Origin of the sequence: Litoribacterium kuwaitense (genome assembly GCF_011058155.1) — a bacterium.
Taxonomy (GTDB): Bacteria; Bacillota; Bacilli; order Bacillales; family DSM-28697; genus Litoribacterium; species Litoribacterium kuwaitense.
The window spans coordinates 20,247-39,036 of record NZ_JAALFC010000016.1 but is presented as its reverse complement, the minus strand read 5'-3'; the positions used below and the strand labels follow the sequence as shown (position 1 = coordinate 39,036).

General features: G+C 41.4%; 18 protein-coding genes. 3 read left to right on the top strand and 15 right to left on the bottom strand.

The window, feature by feature from the left end; genetic code table 11:
• Positions 1–243 precede the first annotated feature (243 nt).
• From G4V62_RS09980 to G4V62_RS09925, 12 genes are all read right to left on the bottom strand, one after another.
• Positions 244–399 carry a hypothetical protein gene (locus G4V62_RS09980; protein WP_165201746.1) on the bottom strand — a complete coding sequence of 52 codons (156 nt, stop codon included), beginning with the start codon at positions 397–399 and terminating at the stop codon, positions 244–246.
• 4 nt (positions 400–403) lie between these two features.
• The gene (locus tag G4V62_RS09975) at positions 404–1,894 is read right to left on the bottom strand and encodes a tagaturonate reductase (RefSeq protein WP_165201744.1); all 1,491 of its coding nucleotides are present in this window, start codon (positions 1,892–1,894) and stop codon (positions 404–406) included.
• 21 nt (positions 1,895–1,915) lie between these two features.
• Positions 1,916–3,412, bottom strand: a complete 1,497-nt coding sequence (locus tag G4V62_RS09970; RefSeq protein WP_165201742.1) for a UxaA family hydrolase — start codon at positions 3,410–3,412, stop codon at positions 1,916–1,918.
• 323 nt (positions 3,413–3,735) lie between these two features.
• Positions 3,736–4,704: a class II fructose-bisphosphatase gene (glpX, locus tag G4V62_RS09965; protein WP_165201740.1), complete on the bottom strand. Its 969-nt coding sequence runs from the start codon at positions 4,702–4,704 to the stop codon at positions 3,736–3,738.
• Between the two features lie 603 nt (positions 4,705–5,307).
• Positions 5,308–6,075, bottom strand: coding sequence for a glycerophosphodiester phosphodiesterase family protein (locus G4V62_RS09960; RefSeq protein WP_165201738.1), 768 nt, complete (start codon positions 6,073–6,075; stop codon positions 5,308–5,310).
• Between the two features lie 17 nt (positions 6,076–6,092).
• Positions 6,093–7,415, bottom strand: coding sequence for an ABC transporter substrate-binding protein (locus G4V62_RS09955; protein ID WP_312855476.1), 1,323 nt, complete (start codon positions 7,413–7,415; stop codon positions 6,093–6,095).
• A gap of 28 nt (positions 7,416–7,443) precedes the next feature.
• A complete protein-coding gene (locus G4V62_RS09950) occupies positions 7,444–8,262 on the bottom strand; it encodes a carbohydrate ABC transporter permease (RefSeq protein ID WP_165201736.1) in 819 nt (272 codons plus the stop codon).
• A gap of 37 nt (positions 8,263–8,299) precedes the next feature.
• On the bottom strand, positions 8,300–9,178 hold the full coding sequence (locus tag G4V62_RS09945; RefSeq protein WP_165201734.1) for a carbohydrate ABC transporter permease: 879 nt from the start codon (positions 9,176–9,178) through the stop codon (positions 8,300–8,302).
• Positions 9,136–10,224 (bottom strand): ABC transporter ATP-binding protein, encoded by a 1,089-nt coding sequence (locus tag G4V62_RS09940; RefSeq protein WP_165201732.1) that lies wholly within the window; start codon positions 10,222–10,224, stop codon positions 9,136–9,138. Before G4V62_RS09940 ends, G4V62_RS09945 begins: the two co-directional genes overlap by 43 nt.
• A 200-nt stretch (positions 10,225–10,424) precedes the next feature.
• Positions 10,425–11,564, bottom strand: a complete 1,140-nt coding sequence (locus tag G4V62_RS09935; protein ID WP_165201730.1) for a sn-glycerol-1-phosphate dehydrogenase — start codon at positions 11,562–11,564, stop codon at positions 10,425–10,427.
• On the bottom strand, positions 11,561–12,352 hold the full coding sequence (locus G4V62_RS09930) for an HAD-IIA family hydrolase (protein ID WP_165201833.1): 792 nt from the start codon (positions 12,350–12,352) through the stop codon (positions 11,561–11,563). Before G4V62_RS09930 ends, G4V62_RS09935 begins: the two co-directional genes overlap by 4 nt.
• A 462-nt stretch (positions 12,353–12,814) precedes the next feature.
• On the bottom strand, positions 12,815–13,414 hold the full coding sequence (locus tag G4V62_RS09925) for a hypothetical protein (protein WP_165201728.1): 600 nt from the start codon (positions 13,412–13,414) through the stop codon (positions 12,815–12,817).
• Between the two features lie 219 nt (positions 13,415–13,633).
• On the opposite strand from G4V62_RS09925, the gene G4V62_RS09920 reads away from it, so the two are divergent.
• Positions 13,634–14,191 (top strand): thioredoxin family protein, encoded by a 558-nt coding sequence (locus tag G4V62_RS09920; protein ID WP_212508734.1) that lies wholly within the window; start codon positions 13,634–13,636, stop codon positions 14,189–14,191.
• A 13-nt stretch (positions 14,192–14,204) separates the two neighbouring features.
• Here the strand turns inward: G4V62_RS09920 and G4V62_RS09915 are convergent, their stop codons facing one another.
• The 3 genes from G4V62_RS09915 to G4V62_RS09905 form a co-directional block, all read right to left on the bottom strand.
• Complete coding sequence (locus G4V62_RS09915) at positions 14,205–15,056, bottom strand: GNAT family N-acetyltransferase (RefSeq protein ID WP_165201724.1); 852 nt, start codon at positions 15,054–15,056, stop codon at positions 14,205–14,207.
• A 163-nt stretch (positions 15,057–15,219) separates the two neighbouring features.
• The gene (locus tag G4V62_RS09910; protein WP_165201722.1) at positions 15,220–15,834 is read right to left on the bottom strand and encodes a protein kinase family protein; all 615 of its coding nucleotides are present in this window, start codon (positions 15,832–15,834) and stop codon (positions 15,220–15,222) included.
• Between the two features lie 274 nt (positions 15,835–16,108).
• Positions 16,109–16,645 (bottom strand): HD domain-containing protein, encoded by a 537-nt coding sequence (locus G4V62_RS09905; protein ID WP_165201720.1) that lies wholly within the window; start codon positions 16,643–16,645, stop codon positions 16,109–16,111.
• 453 nt (positions 16,646–17,098) lie between these two features.
• On the opposite strand from G4V62_RS09905, the gene G4V62_RS09900 reads away from it, so the two are divergent.
• Both G4V62_RS09900 and G4V62_RS09895 read left to right on the top strand, forming a co-directional pair.
• On the top strand, positions 17,099–17,977 hold the full coding sequence (locus G4V62_RS09900) for a carbohydrate ABC transporter permease (protein ID WP_165201718.1): 879 nt from the start codon (positions 17,099–17,101) through the stop codon (positions 17,975–17,977).
• Positions 17,974–18,789: a carbohydrate ABC transporter permease gene (locus G4V62_RS09895; RefSeq protein ID WP_165201716.1), complete on the top strand. Its 816-nt coding sequence runs from the start codon at positions 17,974–17,976 to the stop codon at positions 18,787–18,789. The genes G4V62_RS09900 and G4V62_RS09895 overlap by 4 nt, the downstream gene beginning before the upstream one ends.
• Position 18,790: the final 1 nt, after the last annotated feature.

Here is an 18,790-nt window from a genome sequence, read left to right as displayed (position 1 = left end):
CTTAATTGAACCACTACGTGCAACTTTTTCTTTTTATATAAAGAAAAAGAGTGAAAATCGTCATTGATTCTCACTCTGTCAATCTAAAGAATACTTTCTCTAATAAACTAGCCAGTATGAATTTTAACCGAAATTCTATGTCTATTTACTTACCATCGTATCAATCTCTTGTCTCCGGTTTACTAGTATTCTGGCAATACAAATTCATCTTCTGTTTCTATGATCCATTTTTTCAAAGATCATTTATTTTTTTCTTTCTTTTTTATATAAACTATTGTGAGCTAAATTCACTTGTTCATAGGGATCTTCATTCAGGTTGAACATTAACCATGGTACACCTTCAAAACAGACATATTTCCATCCATCCACAGTAACGACTCCTCTCCATGGTTTATCCACGTTGTCAGCTCTTCAGCCGTTTCTCAATCGCTCCCCGCACTTTTAACCTTCTAATATCCTCCAGTCCTGCAGTGACCGTTTCAGATAACCCTTCCACATCAGCTAACGACATGCCCCATAGCTCTTTGGCCGCTAAAATCGCCTGAACGAGCTCACGAATGGTCAGTTCACCTTGGTCATATAAGCCCCATTGCTCCTCAAATAAATCGATCGCTGCGTCGCTATCCCGAATTTGATACGTATCACTGCCACGTTGTCCTTTTAAGAAGGCGCCCTCTCTTGCGATCGGCTTTTCATAAGCGATCAATCCGGCGAGCGACAAGGACAGGAGCGGCGGAATTGCGTCGTATTTTGACACATAGGCATGAAATAAAGGCAGTACTCTTGTCCGCCATTTTTGCGTCGCATTCATCCCTAAGTCGGTAAGATTGTGTTTCGTAAATGGATTTTCAAAGCGCTCCAACACGGCAACGGCAAATGCTTCTTTTTCCGTCGCTTCTGCCTTAAAGACAGGAATCAGTTCTTTAGACATCGCCTCTTCAGTAAACGATCGCAGCAATGAATCGTTCATCACTTCCCCGACGGTATCAATACCGGCAAGATAGGCTAACGCAAACATTGACGTGTGTGGGGCGTTTAAAAGCGCCACCTTCATGTCACGATACGGCTGAACGTCTCCGTAATGGACGTTGATGCCCGCTGCTTTTAAAGGCAGCACATCCTCCAATCGCTTTTCATCATCATCAATCGCAAATAAATGATACGGTTCACCAATCACGATAAGATCGTCTTGATACCCTAGCCTTTTTTCATACGCTTCTTCTTGCCCTTTTGGAAAACCAGGAACGATTCGGTCAACGAGTGTGTTACAAAATGTGTTTTGAACAAGGAGCCATTCGACAAACCCGGCAGATAACTCCCAATCTTCTGCCTTCTTTAACACGATTTCTTTCAATAAATCACCATTCCCTTCAACAAGCTCACAAGGAATGATAAACACTCCCGACAGACCTTGCTGAAAGCGGTGCTCTAGTGCAAGTGTCAACTTCCCAGGAAATGACAAAGGCGCTTTCCCGGGCTCCATATCTTCTTTTTCATAAACAAGGCCTGCTTCGGTCGTGTTGGAAAATATGACGCAGATGTCGGGAGAAGCAGCAACGTCAAGGACGGACTGCCACGCTTCGTATGGGTTAATCCCTCGGGAAATGGCTGTGATCACTTCTGCCTGGTCGACTGTTTCCCCTTGATCCATCCCTTTTTGAACGAATGTATACAGCCCTTCCTGCGCATTCAGCTTCGGCACGACTTTTCCATGTGGTGTCGGCTGTATGGCGACAATCTGCCCTTGAAAAATGCCTTGTTTGTTCATCTTCTGAACCATCCAGCCTGTGAAACCGCGTAAAAAATTCCCTTCGCCAAATTGGAGGATTTTTTCTGGATACGACGGCACAGGCTCTTGTTTCAATGTTTCATACACTTGTTTATTTAATTGCATCATTCAATCCCTCCATGGCGATTATAAAATAACGCCGTCTTTAAAAATCGATATTTCTTTGTAGCCATATTCTTCATTTCGCGCCAAAACATCTCCGGAGGCCAAGGCAATGAGATAATCGAGCAAATCGTTTGTCACCTTTTCGACCGGCTGACCGTCTAAAAGTACCCCCGCATTAAAGTCGATCCAATGTTTTTTCTTCTCGGCAAGTGCTGAATTGGTCGACATTTTAACAGTAGGCACCGGTCCCCCAAAAGGTGTGCCGCGTCCAGTCGTAAAGATGACAATGTGAGCGCCTGAAGCAGCGAGATTGGTGACCGATACAAGATCGTTCCCTGGTCCTTGCAATAGGTTAAGCCCTGGCGTCTTCAACCTTCCACCATATGGAAGGACATCGACGACTTCAGAAAAACCGCCTTTTTGCACACAGCCTAAGGATTTCTCCTCAAGTGTCGTGATGCCGCCGTCTTTATTTCCTGGCGAAGGATTTTCATATACTGGCTGATCGTGCCGAATAAAATACTGTTTAAAGTCGTTAATGAGTGTAACGATGTTATCAAATGTTCGTTCATCCTTCGCTCGTTCCATGAGGATCGTTTCAGCACCAAACATTTCTGGTACTTCGGTGAGCGCAGTCGTCCCGCCATGTTCAATTAATACATCAGACAACGCACCAACCAAAGGGTTCGCGGTAATGCCGGAAAAGCCGTCTGATCCACCACACTTCAAGCCAACCTTTAATTTGGACAATGGAACAGGCGTACGTTCAAAGGTGCGCGCATACGCCCAAAGTTCATCGAGCAGATCCAACCCTTCGGTAAATTCATCGTCACTGTCTTGAACGCCAAGAAATTTTACCCGCCTCTCATCTATATCACCGAGAACATCCTTAAATGCACTTAGATGGTTGTTTTCACATCCAAGCCCTAAAACGAGAACCCCCGCTGCATTTGGGTGATGGACGAGGTTACTCAAAATGGTTTGTGTGTATAACAGGTCATCGCCAAGCTGTGAACAGCCAAAAAGGTGGGCGTAATGATAAACGCCGTCCACCCCTTGGCCGCGCATTTTCCGATCAGCCATCGCCGCCAGACGTTCAGCCGTTTTGTTGATACATCCGACGGTATTTATGATCCAAATTTCATTACGAACGCCAACGTCCCCATTCGGACGCGGGTATCCGATAAACGTTCGTTCACTCGTCTTAGTCTTCGCTTTCTTTGTGCTAGTAGGAGTATAATCGTATGTCAACGTGCCTTCCAGCTTCGTTTTCATATTGTGGGAATGTACCCACTGCCCTACCTGAATCACTTGTTCCGCTTTGCCAATTGGATAACCGTATTTTATGATGTCATCATCTGCTTCTATCTGATCAATGGCAATCTTATGTCCTGCGGGGATGTCTTCCTGTATGGAAAATGTTCGTTCGTCCATCTGGAATGAAGCGCCTTTTTCCATAGGAACAAGCGCCACAACAACATTATCACGATCGTTGACTCGGAGAACACATTCTTTCATATTCACACCTCCATAAATTGGCCGAAATCGATTTCATTTTCATGGATGTACAGGAGCAATGTCCTTACTTAGAAGATTCTCTTCACAGCGATCAGCTTCACGTTTCTCTAGTAAGTTCCTATTCTAAACATTTTTCTTCAAAGATCACACTTGCACGATCGTCTTTTTACTTATATCTATTATAAAGTGGTCACGGAGAAGCTATTTCGCAATACCGTTTTAAAACTGAGCCGACTCGTGAACCGGCTCAGCTTGTACCCGCTTTCACAATCATTGCTAGACTAACGACATGAACACTTCGTCAATGTATACTATTAGTTAAATCATGGCTTAATGACAAGGTCAGGCTTCTTTTTCAAACTATGCTTTCCTTCAATAAAACGCAGCGTTCCAGATTTAGCGCGCATGACGAGAGAATGAGTTGTTCCACTGCTTCCTTTATATTGGACACCTTTTAAAAGCTCGCCATCCGTAATACCTGTCGCAGCAAATATAGCATCATCGCCACGAACGAGGTCATCCATAAGCAAAACCTTTTCAGGATCATCCAGCCCCATACCTTTACAGCGTTGCCATTCCTCATCGGTCTGTGGCATCAGCTTTCCTTGCATTTCTCCACCAAGGCATTTCATCGCTACAGCAGCAATCACACCTTCAGGAGCGCCTCCAGATCCGAGCATAATATCGACACCCGTGTCATCAAACGCTGTATTAATTGCCGCAGCGACATCCCCTGCACCAATGAGCTTAATGCGCGCACCGGTATCCCGCACTTCTTGGATCAGCTCTGCATGACGTTCTCGTTCTAGAATCGTAACGACGAGATCATCAACATCTTTGTTTTTGGCCCGTGCTACAGCACGCAAGTTGTCGATTACAGGCGCATTGATGTCGATTAAACCGACTGCTTCTGGACCAACAGCGATCTTTTGCATGTACATATCTGGCGCATGAAGCATATTTCCATGATCCGTCACAGCAAGCACAGCTAACGCATTCCATGCTCCTGTAGCTACAAGCTCAGTACCTTCGACTGGATCAACGGCTACATCTACTCTCGGACCGTAGCCTGTACCTAGTTTTTCCCCGATATAAAGCATCGGAGCTTCATCCATTTCTCCCTCGCCAATCATGACGGTTCCTTTCATTGGTACTGTGTCAAATACATCCCGCATGCTACTCGTCGCAGCGCCATCCACTTCGTCTTTTAACCCAGTCCCCATCCAACGCGCAGCAGACAAAGCTGCCGCTTCTGTAACACGAACCAACTCCATTGATAGACTTCGTTCCATTTGCATAAACCCTTTCTTTCTCATAGTTCAGACAATGAGGTTTTTCTTGATTGATCGAGGGGTACATTCTTGTGTGGTATTATACCATGGATGTGTACAGCAATCTCTTGCATGGACAAAAAACTTCATGATTTTCACTACCCTACATGATGCCTAACCTAAAGTTAACAGCTTTATCTCCATCTAATTTCTACAAGTTTCCATTTTCTCTGATCCATGGAGCAAAGAAATATAGCACCCTCTCTTCTTATTTCTACAATTTCCCCGGAAATAACTTACGTTTATTCTCATGAGAGAGAGTCTAAAAACTGAGAATGATGTTGAACTAAAGAAAACCAACATGTTTTGGTTCCAATTGAGCCAAAAATGTTGGTTATATTATCCTCTTTCATGGTAAACCGAAAAATCGTTATAGACGTTCGTTCACTGCCATTATTCAGATGATAAATGAATAACCGTCTATTGATTAGCTACTTGTCTGTCTTAGGTTTCAATTGAAATAAAACTGTGCCTATTTTAATTCGTAAAGCTGAGAAAGATGTAGATTCAATTGTTATTTAGACTTGGTCATGAATGTGCCCAAAAGAAGCGCCCTTTCGTTCATTATCCTTCATCTCGAATGATTCGGCGAATCTCCAGCGCTGGTGTGAGGTTGTTGACAGTCATCAATTTCACACCGCATCCAAGAGCATAATAGACTTGCTGTTCACTATCTGGGCAATAACACCAAGCAAGGATGTCTCGCTCTTCAAATTCTTGAACGAGCTTTGGTGTCAGTAAATCCATACTGATTCCTGCTGCCCACATCTTAGAATACGTACCTTCGTCCCCATGAACGAAATGCAACATCTGATTAGCGGGAAATCCTTGGGTTTTCAAATGATATTCGTCATAGATATAACTCAATATATTTGCATCAAAAGAGGTGAAGACGCAACGCGACAGATAACCATACTCCCCTAAAATGGCTATCGCATCATCCGCTGTTTCTTTAGCACTTGGGTCTGGCTTAATCTCAACATTAAATAACACATTAGGGTATTGTTTAAGAAACTCGCATACTTCTTCCAAAGAAGGAATTTTTAAGCCCTCGTACTCTTTGGCAAACCAACCGCCGGCATCTAACTGTTTTAGCTCATTCAAAGTGAATTGATCGACGCTGCCAGAACCGTCTGTTGTACGGTCGACTGTTTTATCATGCACTACGACGACAACCCCGTCTTTTGTACGTCGAAGATCAAACTCCAACATATCTGCTCCAAGCGCTATTGCTTTTTTGAACGATAAGATCGTATTTTCCGGATACTCTGATTTCCATCCTCTGTGAGCCGCCAAAATCATAGAAGTATGATGTTTAAGCTGTTCAATCATTGAGCTTCATCCTTTTGTTATGAATTCAAAAGCCTCTCTGCTTCTTTTTTGAAAGCATCAAGCGTTGGTTGAATGGGTTCATCGTCATACATCATCGCTTCAATCGCCTTGAAAAATTCCTGCATCACTTGTGGCCAAGCAACATGTTTATTCGTATCGATCGCATATTCAAGTTGTTCATAACCGGTCTTACGTAAAGGCTCCTCATCCCACACTGCTTGTACTTCCGGTGATTTTGCCATTGTCTCTGTAATTGGGAGGTAACCCGTATCAATAATAAATTGTTGTGACCCACCTGCATCTGTCATCATCCAATCAACAAATTCCCAAGCCGCTTCTTTATTTTTGGAATCCTTCATCATAGCGATGTTTGCCCCTCCTGTAGGAGCTGCATACACTTCGTCCTTTGGCAACAAAGCGGTAACATAGTCAAAGTCTGCGCTATCCAATAGACCACCAATGGCACCAGTAGATTGAAACATTAAGCCTACTTTACCACTAACAAACATCTGATTAGCAATATTTCCAGAGTCTTTAGCAGGTGGATAATATAATGCTCCTGTACTCTGCAGTTCCTTCAAAAATTCAAACACCTTTACTCCTTCGCCTTGGTCAAAACCGATTGACGTTCCCTCGTCATTAAAAAACTTACCTTCCGCCTGTGTAATCATTGCAATTGGGTACCATGTGTCATAAGGCATCGTTAAGCCATAACGCTCAAACTCACCATTTTCTGCTACGACTAGTGCATTCGCAACATCTTTCAACTCTGCCCACGTTTGTGGAATTTCCAGTCCTTGTTCATCAAGCATTGTTTTGTTCACATGAAGAATTGGTGTTGAACGATTGAGCGGCAAAGATACTAATTGCTCATTAAAAATTGAATGCCCCATTAAACCAGGTATAAAGTCATCGACATTTAAGTTTGTTTTTTCCATATGAGGCTGTAAATCTTCTAAAACGTCTGATTCAGCAAACATCTGTACGTAAGCACGCTCTAACATCGTAACGTCTGGGGCTGTTCCTGCAGCAACCCCTTGCTGGAGCTTTGTCACATTATCATCATAACTGCCTTGAAAAGTACCAACAACTTCAATTTCATCCTGCGATTCGTTAAAACGTTCAATGGCGTCATTCAAGAAATCACCAGTTTTGCCACCTGCAGAGTGCCAAAACTCTACAGTTGTTTTTCCCTTGCTTCCCTCAGCACCTTCAGCTTGCGTTTGCGCTGCTTCTCCGCTAGATCCCTCTGTTTTTTGACCAGAGCAAGCTGCGAGTACACCAACGGTAAGTATCAACATCGTCATCGCCAGAAAGAGTCTTTTAAACTTATTGTTCACGCTATTTCCCTCCTGTTTTTCATCGTTGTTATTTTATTCCTGAATACATAAACGCCTTAATGATATGTTTAGAACAGAAAAAGTACATGATAAGCAAAGGGACAACCAATACGACGTTACCTGCCATAATAATGTGCCAATTACTAATTCCTTCTGTTTCCCTCAGCATTTCAATTCCTAATGTAAGAGGGCGGACTTCAATTGAATCAGTCATGACTAAAGGCCAGAAATAATCGTTCCAATGGCCGACAAAGCTAAACAATGCGATTGTGGCAAGGGCAGGTAATGACATGGGAACCATTATTTTCCAAATTATTTTCGATTCCATAGCATTATCCAAGCGAGCGGCTTCGATGATTTCCTCGGGAATTTGTAAAAAGTATTGACGTAAGAGGAAAATCCCGAATGCATTCGACATAAACGGAACAATCTGCGGCAACAATGAATCAATCCAGCCCCACTCCGCCATCATGAGATAAACCGGTATAAAAGTGACTTGCCCCGGAATCATAAATGCAAGTAAAACAAGACTAAATAAAGTTCTCTTTCCACGGAATTGATATTTCGCAAAAGCATAAGCAGCCGGGATCATAACGATCATTTGCAAGACCAATATACTGAACGTGATAATGAAGGAGTTCATCCCATAAATGTGAAATGGCCCGGAAGTCATCGCGTCTACAAAATTTCCCCACTGCAACGACTCTGGAATGAGCGTAGGCGGAAAAGCCATTGTCTCTTCAAAGCTCTGTAATGAAGTAGAGATCATCCATATAAATGGAAAGATAAAAATGAGCAAAATAGCTATTTTCAATAAGATGCCTATAATGTTCTTCAAAGGCTTCATCTCCAAGTGCGCCTCCAATCCCTCCAAAGCATATAACTTATTGGTAATGCACTTTTTTAGCCAACAAGCGGAAGTAAATGATCGTCAACACTGAAATAATGATCATCAAAAGTACTCCTGTGGCTGAGGCATAACCTATATTGTTCGTTCTAAATTCATAAATATAATAGACAAGAGTTGATGTAGAATCGTTTGGGCCACCGCCTGTCATAATATTAACGGTCTCAAATACTTTAAAGGAACCGATCGTCATAATGACAAGAATAAAGAACAATTGCGGTGAGATCATTGGTAAGGTAATCTTTGTAAACACACTCATTCGCTTACCATTGTCCAACGCCGCTGCCTCATAAATACTCGGTGAAATGCCTTGTAAAGCAGCAATAATGATTAAAGCAAAATAACCGATGTTTCCCCACACAGCTACAATAATGACTGACATTAAAGAAGTGCTTGAACTTTGTAACCATGCAGAAGAAGGCAATCCTAAAGTTGTCAAGCCAAAGTTTAGTAGCCCGTGATTTGGCTCCATCATTAACATCCACACTAATGAAATTGAAACGGTAGAAATAATATGAGGTGTAAACATTCCCGCTTGGACAACTCTATTAAAGCGAGATTTCTGGTTAAGCCATATCGCCACGATAAGAGCTAACCCCATCGTTATAAAAACGACGGCTGCAGTATAAATCGCAGTATTGGACAACGCATTATAAAAGTCGCCACGAGTCAAAACTTGTTTGAAATTTTCCAGCCCAATAAATTTGCTCTGATCTGGATTAAGCAAGTTGTAGTCATGCATACTTAAATTCATCAAGTAAAACACCGGGTAAATCACAAACAGGATAATGCCAACCATAGCGGGCGTAATCATTACGTATGGACGAGCAATTTCCCATGCGCTTTTTTTATGCAAGTTTCTTCACTCCTTAACACGTCTAAGTACTCCTTATACCGAGCTTGATCACCACCTATCCGTTGTTCATCAGCAGCAAAGAAATATATTTTCGAGGCATCAACACCTAAGTACACTTCCTGATCTACAGAAAAAACATTTTCTGCACTCTTGACCATAAAAGTATGACCATTGCTTCTCACTTGATAGAGCGTTTCAGAGCCGAGCATTTCTCTAGTGACAATCACCCCTTTCACAGAATAATGAAATTCTCTTGGTTCACTGGACAACACTGCGCTTTCCGGACGAAAGCCGAATTTGACATCATCGACGTGCAAGTCAGTGACATTCATCGGTGGCATTCCGATAAATTGAGCAGAAAACAAATTGTTTGGCGTATGGTACATTATTTCTGGTGGAGCCACTTGTTGTATCTTGCCTTGATTCATGAGGACCACTGTATCAGCCATCGACATCGCTTCTACTTGATCATGGGTGACGTAAACAAAAGTTGTTCCAAGTTTTTTGTGCAACTCGATTAACTCAAGTCTCATCTGTGCACGAAGCTTAGCATCTAAATTAGATAGGGGCTCATCCATCAAAAATACTGAAGGCTTTTTAACCATCGCACGTGCCAAAGCCACCCGCTGACGCTGACCACCTGAGAGCGTAGATGGTTTGCGATCCAAAAACTCATACAGGCCAACCGTTGCACTCACACTCTCTACAAGCTGTGTTCGTTCTGACTTAGGTATTTTATTATTCTTTAAGCCAAATTCAATATTGTCGCGAACTGACATTGTTGGATATATCGCATAATTCTGAAAAACCATTGCCACGCCCCTTTTACCAGGAGCAACACGAGTGACATCTTTGCCTCCAATAAGAACGGATCCAGATGTCTGAGACTCGATTCCCGCAATCATGCGAAGAAGCGTCGTTTTCCCACACCCCGAAGGACCTACCAGTACGGTGAACTTGCCATCCTCAATATTTAAATCCAAATCTTGAATGACTGCTTTTTTATTAAACGATTTCGTCACTTGTGCAAACTCAATTGATGACATCTCCGTTCCCTCCTAATCACTTATGCAGACAAAACCATGCTTTGCAAAACAGATTGAGAGCATGGCCCAATGATACCCAAACTGCTAACAACACCGACTCCTCCGACTGCTTTTTTTTGTTGGAATTTGCTTATTCACGCTCGTTATTATATAAACATTTTTTCAATGAGGTATTGTGGTTACGTTAAGAGTAAGTAAATTTAAAATTTCTCGTTATAAGCTCTTAATAGTGTATATCTTTTCGGTCGAACCAAATGGGCTTCGCGCAAGCTTCTCTCAAATAACTCCTGGCTAAGAGTCAGTTCTTCCGGTGTTGTAGGATTGCCTACTTTAAGTAATAAATGTCTAAGGTTTTCTTCGGTTGGTATAATCAATATATCTTGATAAATATCTTCCCAACATTTACGAACGATGCCACTCCATGTTTCAGGACCTTCTTTTGCTATCAAATGATACAATTTAGCAATTTCCATGCAGGCAACTCCTACTTTAGCCCCGTGCAACAACTGCTTTTCACCTTTGCGAATATACTCTTCCTCCCAATAATGCGAGAGATGATGTTCGGCACCAGAGGCAGGGTGGGAGCGACCAAAAAGCAACATGGCCAAACCAGAATTAATTAAGGAGGTCATTAAGGTATGTATCCCTTCCTCTTTCATCGCCGCGATGTCATCTACCTGATCTACGCATTGTTGTAACGCAAAAGAAGTGATCTCCGCCGCTTCCTTCATGTACGGTTCACCCGCTACCAAATGTCCAAACTTCCAATCAAATAAAGATGTGTATTTTCCAAGAATATCACTAAAACCTGCAGCAACCATTTCTTTTGGAGCTTCCATCAATACCTCAAGATCTGCAAAAACGGCTCTGGGACAAACGGCTTGAATTGTTGTTTTTCTTCCTCTGAGCAAAATTGGAGCTCCGATAGAATTAAACCCATCCACGGAAGGCGCCGTTGGGTAGGAGATAAAAGGTCTTTGTGTCGTATAAGCAGCATAGCGTGTAATATCGTGTATCGTTCCACCACCTACAGCGATCAGCACCTGTGGAACATAGAGTTGAACATCTAGGATCAGCTGTATAAGTGATGCTTCATTAGCGATGATATCTCCATGTTCATTAGGCTTTATTTCTGTTACACAAACACCGATCCCAATACCTTCCAAGTGGTTCTGCAACATTTCACCAGCCGCCAAATATGTTGTAGCATCAGCAACAATCATGACTTTTTTATAATTTTGTTCAAATAAATATTCACTTGCTAAACGAGTAGCTCCAGCCTCAATTTTTATGGCGTCTACATCTACTATTTTTTTTATTTTTTCTAAAACTGCTGTCATAGGCATTTCCATCCTGTTGTTAAATATTCATTCAAATCACCCAAATAATTCCAAATCCAATCTGGCTGCCACTTGCTCTGTTTCACATTTTCTAGCTGCACTGAACCCGATAAAACAAGAGCTGTCTTTATCCCAAAACGTTTTCCTAAACAAATATCTGATGCTAAGCTGTCTCCGACGACCAGACACGATTCAGGTGACTGCCCTAACACTTTCAATGCCGCTTCCACCATGTAGTGAGATGGCTTTCCAATCACTACATCGACTTCTTTTCCTGTTGAAGCGACGACCGCGCCAATCATTCCAGCAACATCAATTGAGTCTCCATCTTCTGAAGGAAAATGCGTATCCGTATTTGTTGCTATGATTCGCGCCCCGTGCCTAACAGCGCGAAAAGCATCATTCAAATCTTTATAAGTGACCGACTCGTGCAAAGTAATTAGTAACCAGTCCGCTTCCTCCGGACGACTCGCTATCCTTACCTCAGCTTCAATCAGTTCATCCTTCAGTCCTTGTTCCCCAAAAACCCAGACCGCACTTGAAGCAAAATAAGCCTTCAAATCGTTTGCTGCTACAGTAGACGAAAGAAGAATCTTCTCTTCCGATACATCTAGCCCCATTTGACACAACTTGCTATAGCACATTTTTCTTAAGATATTGCCCCTGTTACTTAAAAACACAACTTTTTTTTCTAGTTTTTTCAAATGAAAAATCGTTTCGAAAACCCCATCGATGAGGTTATTGCCTCTGAAAACTGTTCCACCCAAATTAATGATAAATCCGTCTATTTTCTACTCTCTCCCAACATTTTTGTTTATTATTGCTTATTCATGCTCTTTAAGGATCGATTAAATTATATATTTGCAACATTTTGCTCATATTAAATTGAAGTTAACAGTTTGTAAAGATATATCATCACCTTTTCGAATGATTTATTAAAATAAACCATTGGCAAGCACACCCATCCATCATCCGTTAACTGTCTCTTTTTTTAGAGAGAATATTCAATCTCTTTAACTTAGAATGACATATGTTATCAAGCCATGACGAACATGAGCAAGTTGATAAGCTTGATGTAAAAACTCTTGCAATAATATGTGGTTTGACAGTACCGCTAAATCCTCTTGGTTAACTATGACCATGCAGCAGCTTTGACAATAAAAGTGTCCCTGACATAGAAAAAACGCCTACAACAAAAATCTGCCCCGATGGAAGCCTTCCGGACAAATTCTAATGTTGGCGCCTAAGAGTCAAAGCCCTTGCAAATAAGCAATACTCTGCTCAATGCTTACATGAATATAATCTAGCATGCCTTCCCATGACAAAACTTCAAGTTGTGTATCGTCTTCTCTATGTAAATCTTCTTCTAATCTTTGATATGTTAATTGCATTTGTAATTCATCGATATGACTAAATATGGTCAAAATCGGCTGTTTTAAAACGTCATTTAAGCTCTCGCTTAGAGCAAAATGATGTAGAAGTGGCTGATTTAGTCTCGTAAAATCACGATGGTACATGTCCGTTAGCTCACTGATCTTTGACGTCTGATTTCGTAACCATGGATGATAGAGGTGCGTCAACCAAATGTGGTCAGTGACAAGGTGAGTAGCGTATCCTTTCAATTCAGGATGGCGGCTAATGTCCATATAACGCTTAGCAAATGAAGAGAATGAAATAAACTTGGTGTCTTCTCCACCGTGACGATCATAAAAATGTAAGGCTTCCTTCTCCCTTAGAGTTGAAGCAGCGCTCGGAGCAAGTGCACCAGCAAAAAAGGTAGACAGATCCGTTTCTTTTCTTCTTCTAGCTACCTCTAACGCAACAATTGCATGCATAACTCGTGAACCCACAGTGACCCTCCTACATCTCTATTCAGTATTAAAGCACTTAAAAGACGACGCCCGCTCCATTTACGCAACAAAAAGCGCCATATGCTGTGTTTGTTAATAAATACACAGTACCACATTATTGAGCTTTTTTTGAAGAATTTCTCAAAAACACATCCTTTCACCTATTCTTTTAGACACATTTCACCTAAGATAGAACGAAGAGTGAAAGGAGTGACAAACATGGAATTAACAGATTGGTATGAGAAAGGTACATCCTTTTCTAAGTACGTTGAAGAAATGAGTGTCAATAAAGACGCGCTGAACCAGATTTATAAGCACGTATCTTTTACACCTGAGGATGAAATGGTGTTTCAACAGATGAGAGGCAAAGGTTGGAGAGGGATTGTCTTAACAGCAGATTGGTGCGGTGATGCGTTGCTGAATATTCCTATTTTTCAACGCATTGCTGAAGAAAGTGACATAACGTTGCGCTTTTTAATTCGTGATGAGAACCTTGAGTTAATGGATCGCTATTTAACAAATGGCACGTCTCGTGCGATTCCTAAGTTTATTTTTATCAATTGTGCTGGTGAAGAGCAATTTGTTTGGGGGCCTAGGGCTTTAGATGTTCAAAAACTTGTTGTTGCTGAAATGTCTTCTCTTCCTCCAAAAGAAGACCCTAGCTTTAGCGACAAACAAAAGCAGCTGATTATGAAAATAAACGAACGTTACACGTCTGATTCTTCCCTTTGGCGGGCCGTCATTGACGATATCAAGCAGTTTTTCACTACAAAATAAAAAACCAGCGGCTTTAAGCTTCTGGTTTTTTGTATTTTTGGTTATCATTTTCACTTTTGTAGTAATAGTGCTGAGCACCAAACTGCGTGAAGCCTGCAGACGTGTACAAACGTAGGGCTTGCTCATTTTCAGCAACGACTTCTAAGCAAATTTGCCTGCCTTGTTCGACTTCCTGCTGAACAAGGGCTTGCAAAGCTGCCCGTCCTAAGCCGCGCCCACGCTGTTTTTGATCAATAACGAATCCGTATAACCATGTCTCATGCTCAAGGTGCTCGAGCCTCATTTTCCCGATTAGACGATCGCTCTTCTCAATGATAAAAGTTCCCTCATATACATTTTCATGGACGGTATATAATTTTTTCGCCTCTTCATAAGACATAGCAAACCCTTGTTGATCCATTTCGAGAATAAACGGGATATCACCCTCACTCGCTTTACGCAAAAAAACCTTGTCTTCATTGCTTAAATCATCGATTTGTGAACAACTCATTTCATACTCCGTGAAATCAAGGGACCATTCTAAAGCTTTCACAAATGCTCTCCCACTCTTTGACCCTTCAGGAACGTTCAAGAGCTTGCGCTGCGGTACATTAGCCCAACCAAGAAGCGCTTGATTAAGTAAACGTTTGCCAATCCCTTGGCGGCGATTGTTCGGATGAACCATTCCACACATTTCAAGCTTATTCCCAAAATCATACACACCTAAAAAGCCGATGAACTGTGCGCCGTCCCAGGCAAAATAATCATATGTATCGTCACTCGGCCGCTCGCTCAACATGTCCCAGTTTAATTTCAATGAGCAACGATCATGCTGCTCAACCATTTGCTGCAATTCGCGAACCTGTGCTTGTATCGTTGTTTCCATATATATACTAACCTCCACTTCTTGCGCTAAAAGGCGAGTGAAGACAACGAGCGTAATATCGTTTAATAGATGAAAGCCTAGCAAACAAAAAAATTACCGCTGCCTCTACGCGTTTACACAAAATAACTTTGAAAAAACCCTTCGGCAGCACCGTTCACTATATTTAGCGAAAACGGGGCAACCTTTTTTTCTTATATAGCTCAGCGACGATTCTCATCACACGAACTGGCCACTTTTTCGGCACATACCGCTTTTGGTACAACTGATAAAATGCTTTCTTTAAGTGCGACCATTGCTGACATTTTTTCTTTTGCCTAAATCTTGCAACATCAATCAATTTTACACTTCCGTCAAGGGTAACAATTAAATTTTGCAGATGAATATCCGAAGGGTTTAAGCCACGCTCACGTGCTCCCTGTAAAGCTCGATCCACTTCTTTGATATGCGCCTCTGTAACCCGCCGACCTGTTGCCATACATGTATAAAACGTAAATCCTTCTACATAATCAATGACAAGATATCCCTCGCCAGATTCATGCAAAGTCGGAAAATACGAAATGCCGGCAAGCTGTTGATAAATCTCAGCCTCCTCTTGCGCTATCTTTACAAAAGGTGGGTAAAACACTTTTAGCACACGATTGGTACCAGCAATCCGAAAGACACAGGCGCTTCGCCCTTGCCCTACAAGCTGCAGCCGTGCGTCTTTTTGTTCGACAACCCAGCTTTTACCTTCAAATTTAAAAAGAACACTACGCACTAGCTGCTGTGTCGGTTTCATCACTGACACCTCTTTCACTTTCAGTCTCCACAACGCAAACGTTTTACATCTATTCCATTCTTATGCCACCCAGAAAAGACCTCACAGGTATGCCTAAAAAAAGAGACCTCACCGAAAAAACGGTAAAGGTCTCGCAAACAACAAACGTTGCCAGCAACGCCGGGGATCGCTCCCGAATTGACGACGTTACTGCAAGAGCTACTCCCCTATACAAAGGTTCCGAACTAATTTTTATTACTATATCGAAAAATCATAATGGCGTCAATAAATCCATTCAGCTCGTTTGCTGCTGCCTAGCGTCTGTCAGCGAACGGTCAACTAGTCGATCAAGGTGCCGAATGCGCTGCAAGGCTGTGGTCATATCGGTACGACGATAATGATGCGCGCCTCCTGGCTCTTCATCTGCTTCATCCGCTTCATGAACGATCCGCTGCAATGGACTCCGTTCAAAAGATCCTTCCGGCAAATATGAATCTGTATGCAAAAGGATAGCAACAGCAATGGCCTTTGCGTCACTCGGTTTTTCACCCAGCTGGACAAGCAATTTATGCGCTCTCGTCGCGCCCTTAATCGCATGAATATCATTTTGACGATATAGCTGATAGTCCCATTGCCCATCTCTATACCATTGGTGATGTCCTATATCATGAAGAAGGGCTGCTTTCACCGCTAAGTCAGTATTTTCACCTTCTCGAAGAGCGCGTCTCAAGGCATTTTCAGCTACAGTGATCGCATGAGCGATTCCCGAACGCCCAAGATATTTCTGTGCCACCGGATGTAAAAACACTTGTTCCAGTGTAACCTGTCTCATAGCTTGGCCAACCTCCTTTCTCTATAGTATATTCACAAAGCTCGAAAAGTGTATTAAGATATTTTAACACTTTTTCGATCATTAAACAATTATTTTTGATTTTACTTTGAATGAACACCTTATCATTCGTTACCCTTGATCGACCTTAAACAAAACTGGACATTGTAAGCTTATGATAATGCAGGGCATCCTCATTTTATATGGATATAAGTAACAAAGAAGCGAATACATTGACAAACGCTGCAAGACAAATATTCGTTTATGGTTGATTTATCTTTTCATTAAATTGTTTAGACAATTCATTGACATCATATAGGTGCCCAGTTAAAATGAGTTTAAATGAACATTTAAGAACATTAATAAGCACATATTTGCATATAAATCTCAAAAAAATCTTGAAATGATTAAAAATAAACAATCAACTTACTTTGGATAGAGAGGATGCCAAGGATAATGAATTCAAAAAGAAAAGATTTTCGTAGCGCTTTGCTTTACTTATCACCTGCATTGCTTATCTTTATTATTTTTGTATTTTACCCAATATTGAAAACTTTTTATTTAAGTTTTTTTATTACGGATCGGCAGAGAAATCCGGTGTTTTTTAATGGCATACAAAATTATGTTGATATGCTCCAATCGCCTGATTTTATCGAAACGATGATCGCTACGCTGCTATTTATTTTATATATTGTCCCTGGAACAATCATGATTTCATTGTTTCTTGCCGTCTTGGCACACGGCAAATTCAAAGGAGCAAAAATATATAAAATCATTTTTTCGTACACATTAGGGGTTTCAGTCGCTGCAAGCGCTGTTATCTTTCGTTTCTTTTATCACCCCGAAAACGGCTTGTTTAATGAGGTGCTAAGTTGGCTAAAAATTGAAAAAATAGGCTGGCTGATCGATTCAAATTGGGCGCTTTTCTCGATTTCTATCCCAACCATTTGGATTAGCATTGGTTTTAATTTCATCGTACTCACCGGAGGATTACACAATATACCAAAAGAGCTGTATGAAAGTGCACAAATAGACGGGGCAGGCTGGTGGAGACAATTCAAAAATATTACAATCCCCCAGCTTTCACCGGTTTTGTTTTTCGTCACTGTCATTTTAGTCATTAGCTCCTTTCAATCATTTGCGCAAATTGATTTGATGACTGGCGGAGGACCTTCAGGTTCAACCAACCTTATCGTTTACTCCATTTATCAAGATGCATTTGTTCGCTACGATGTCGGTTCTGCTTCTGCACAAGCGATATTCCTTTTCTTAGTCATTTTAATTGTCACGTACTTTCAATTTAAATTTGGAGAGAAAAAGGTGCATTATCAATGAGTTTAAAAGAAAAAGCCCTTAGACAGACATTGCTATTACTATCTGCAGCCATCATGCTCTTTCCCTTTGTCTATGCATTTTTAATCAGCCTCATGAAACCGGATGCGTTTAATAATGCGATATCTCTGATTCCTTCCGAACTGACCTTGCAAAATTATTTTGATGTCATCATTGATGTACCGATTTTAAAGTTTATTGTAAATAGCTTCTTCTTTGCATCTATCGTTACAATTGGTCATTTAATCACTAGCAGTTTAGCAGCATATGCATTTGTCTTTATTCCCTTTCCTGGAAAGAGTGTTTTCTTTATGCTCGTTTTATCAACAATGATGATTCCGTGGGAAGCGACGATAATTCCTAACTATGACACGATCATCACACTCGGGTGGATCGATTCTTTCACTGGCTTAATTGTTCCTCATTTAGCTCTCACATTGGGAATCTTTTTATTAAGACAGCATTTTATGACGATACCTAAGGAGTTGCACGAAGCATCGCAATTGGATGGTTGTTCACGCTTCCGCTTTTTTTGGCAAATGGTCTTGCCTTTGTCCAAGCCTATGCTTGCCGCCATTGGCACATATTCTTTTATTACAACGTGGAACCAATATTTATGGCCGTTACTTGTGACAAATAGTAATGAGATAAGAACCGTGCAAATTGGCTTAAAAATGCTTATCTCACAAGAAGAGCAAAACTCTTTTCCTATTATTATGGCCGGCATCATTCTCATTTTACTCCCGACCTTAATTATATTGCTGATAGGACACAAATATTTACAAGAAGGCTTGACGACGTATTCTCAAAAATAAT

Bases quoted from the DNA above. Each gene is read 5' to 3' on its own strand.
- G4V62_RS09975 (WP_165201744.1), bottom strand. From the start codon at position 1,894: ATGCAATTAAATAAACAAGTGTATGAAACATTGAAACAAGAGCCTGTG.
- G4V62_RS09970 (WP_165201742.1), bottom strand. From the start codon at position 3,412: ATGAAAGAATGTGTTCTCCGAGTCAACGATCGTGATAATGTTGTTGTG.
- glpX (WP_165201740.1), bottom strand. From the start codon at position 4,704: ATGGAACGAAGTCTATCAATGGAGTTGGTTCGTGTTACAGAAGCGGCA.
- G4V62_RS09960 (WP_165201738.1), bottom strand. From the start codon at position 6,075: ATGATTGAACAGCTTAAACATCATACTTCTATGATTTTGGCGGCTCAC.
- G4V62_RS09950 (WP_165201736.1), bottom strand. From the start codon at position 8,262: ATGAAGCCTTTGAAGAACATTATAGGCATCTTATTGAAAATAGCTATT.
- G4V62_RS09940 (WP_165201732.1), bottom strand. From the start codon at position 10,224: ATGTCATCAATTGAGTTTGCACAAGTGACGAAATCGTTTAATAAAAAA.
- G4V62_RS09935 (WP_165201730.1), bottom strand. From the start codon at position 11,564: ATGACAGCAGTTTTAGAAAAAATAAAAAAAATAGTAGATGTAGACGCC.
- G4V62_RS09920 (WP_212508734.1), top strand. From the start codon at position 13,634: ATGGAATTAACAGATTGGTATGAGAAAGGTACATCCTTTTCTAAGTAC.
- G4V62_RS09915 (WP_165201724.1), bottom strand. From the start codon at position 15,056: ATGGAAACAACGATACAAGCACAGGTTCGCGAATTGCAGCAAATGGTT.
- G4V62_RS09910 (WP_165201722.1), bottom strand. From the start codon at position 15,834: ATGAAACCGACACAGCAGCTAGTGCGTAGTGTTCTTTTTAAATTTGAA.
- G4V62_RS09905 (WP_165201720.1), bottom strand. From the start codon at position 16,645: ATGAGACAGGTTACACTGGAACAAGTGTTTTTACATCCGGTGGCACAG.
- G4V62_RS09900 (WP_165201718.1), top strand. From the start codon at position 17,099: ATGAATTCAAAAAGAAAAGATTTTCGTAGCGCTTTGCTTTACTTATCA.
- G4V62_RS09895 (WP_165201716.1), top strand. From the start codon at position 17,974: ATGAGTTTAAAAGAAAAAGCCCTTAGACAGACATTGCTATTACTATCT.